Genomic DNA, 2,020 nt, shown 5'->3' with positions numbered 1-2,020 from the left:
CGCGATCTCCGGTGCCGGAGCGGGCGGGGCCTCTGGTGCGGGGACCGGCGCGGGGGCCGGCGGCGCCTCACCCGGAGTGACGGGGCCCATCCACGCACCGATCTCCTCGCGTGTCCCGGAGAAGACGTTGAGATCCACCGGACCGGAGAAGCCTGGCACCTCGCCGGTCTCCGAGGACTGCCAGAACAGCCACTCGCTCCACCCGCCGATCACGGGGAGGGTCGGCTCGGGGACCCCGTATTCGGCAAGCCACAACGGGTACTCGGAGAACTGGGTCGTGTTGGCCATCCGGTCGATCCAGAAGAAGCGGTACGTGTAGATGATCGGCGTACGCCCGGTGAGGTGCTGGAGTTCGGTGAGGAAGACCCGCGTCCACTCGATCAGCTCGTCCGGGTTCTTGCCCTCGTCGGTCTCGATGTCGAGCACCGGCGGTAGCTGCTGACCTCCCACGGACTGCAGGCGGGTGGCGAAGGCGTGCGCCTGGACCGAGGGATCCATCGCGGGCCGGGCCTTGTGATAGCTGCCCACCGACATGCCGGAGGCCCGGGCCTGTTCGACGTCCGCCTCGTAGTAGCGGTTCGCGGGACCGGTGCCCTCGGTGGCCTTGACAAAGGCGAAGGACTGGCCGGCTGCGGCCGCCGCGTGCCAGTCGACCGGCGCGCCGTGCGGGTGCTGCCAGCTCGAGGAGTCGACGCCACGGGCCAGGCCGTCGAAGGCGGGGGAGAGGGGGATGACGGCGTCGGCGCGGGGGGATATGACGACGACGAGGAGTCCGAGAGCCAGGGCGGCCGCTGAGGCGAGGGCCACGAGCAGGCGGGGGACGAGGGCGCGGCTGGCTGGCTGACCGTCTGGTGTCATAGGAGGAGTATCAATTAGTAACAACTGTCACACAAGCAACTCACGCAACTTTTCCCACAATTGCCGCCGGCGGCAGGGCTGCGCTGGGGGTGGCGTGGGTCACGGAACCGTCACAACCGGTAACACGCTGCCCCACTGGTGCAATCAGTCTTTTTGTCGCCCCTATCATTGGAAACGTCCCTCCGTTCCAGTCGGGAGTTCCCCTCGTGACCGATGCAGTAGATTGTTCGACCCCTCGTTACCGGCATGACCTCGTGGCCGAAGTCGACGGGCCGGCCGACGACGCGGTTCTCGAGGTGATGGTCGCCGAGAAGGTGGTCCTCGACGAGAACGGCGCCGGACGCGGGGTGCCGGAACTCTTTCTGCGGACCGACGTCGACGGCATCACGCTCACCGACCGCGACCAGGTCCTCCGCCTCCAGGCAGTGATCAACCGGGCCGTCAACCAGTGGCGCGACGCCGCCTCCCATCTGCCCTGAGGGCTCGCCCGGTACCGTCTACTCGACTCTGATCCCCGCCTCGCCGATCAGTGCCAGTCCGACCCCCAGGACCTGCTCAGGAGAGATGATCGCCCCCCGGAGTGCGGATGCTCCCCGGACATCCTCCAGGTCGGCACCCCTGAGGTCCGCCGCGGTGAACGTGGCCCGGTCGAGGGTCGCCCCGCGCAGGTCCGCGCCGTCGGTCGACAAGTCCGCCACCCGCGCCTCCAGCAGGTCGGCCTGCCTGCAGCGGGTGGAGGACAGGCGCACCCGCTGGAGCCGGGCCATCCGCAGGTTGATCATGTCGGCGTGACAGTCCTCGAAGGACACGTCGGTGAGCTTGGCGTCGGACAGGACCATGCCGGTGAGCCGGCACCCGAGGAACCTGACCCGGGTGAACGTGGCCCCGTCGGCGACCATCCCGGACAGGTCGCAGCTGCTGACCACGACGTCGGTGAGTCGGAGAGAATCGGCCCTGGCGCTGCTCAGGCGGATGCCCTCCAGTGACGACTCACGGATCTCCGCGCCGCCGATGAGGGCCGTGCCCTCGTCAGGGGAGGGGGCGTCCGCGGCGGTGGCCCGGACGCCGTCCCACAGTCCGTCCGGTTCGAGATCGGACCGCGGCGGCCGGAGTTGCTCCCGCCGCGGCAGGGACGGGGTGGCGGGGGGTCGGGGTGAGCCGG

3 protein-coding genes are annotated in these 2,020 nt (G+C 69.6%); 1 reads left to right on the top strand and 2 read right to left on the bottom strand.

Annotated elements, in window-relative coordinates; genetic code table 11:
- On the bottom strand, positions 1-858 hold an 858-nt coding region (locus G6027_RS16430), incomplete at its 3' end, for a glycoside hydrolase family 25 protein (protein WP_182638086.1).
- A gap of 254 nt (positions 859-1,112) precedes the next feature.
- Here G6027_RS16430 and G6027_RS16425 point away from each other — a divergent pair.
- The gene (locus G6027_RS16425; protein WP_241727209.1) at positions 1,113-1,337 is read left to right on the top strand and encodes a hypothetical protein; all 225 of its coding nucleotides are present in this window, start codon (positions 1,113-1,115) and stop codon (positions 1,335-1,337) included.
- An 18-nt stretch (positions 1,338-1,355) separates the two neighbouring features.
- Here G6027_RS16425 and G6027_RS16420 read toward each other — a convergent pair.
- A partial coding sequence (locus tag G6027_RS16420; protein WP_241727208.1) for a pentapeptide repeat-containing protein occupies positions 1,356-2,020 on the bottom strand: 665 nt, incomplete at its 5' end.

It is taken from the genome of Dietzia sp. SLG310A2-38A2 (genome assembly GCF_014145095.1).
Taxonomy (GTDB): Bacteria; Actinomycetota; Actinomycetes; order Mycobacteriales; family Mycobacteriaceae; genus Dietzia.
The sequence above is the reverse complement of the archived record's forward strand: the minus strand, read 5'-3'. Positions and strand labels throughout refer to the sequence as shown.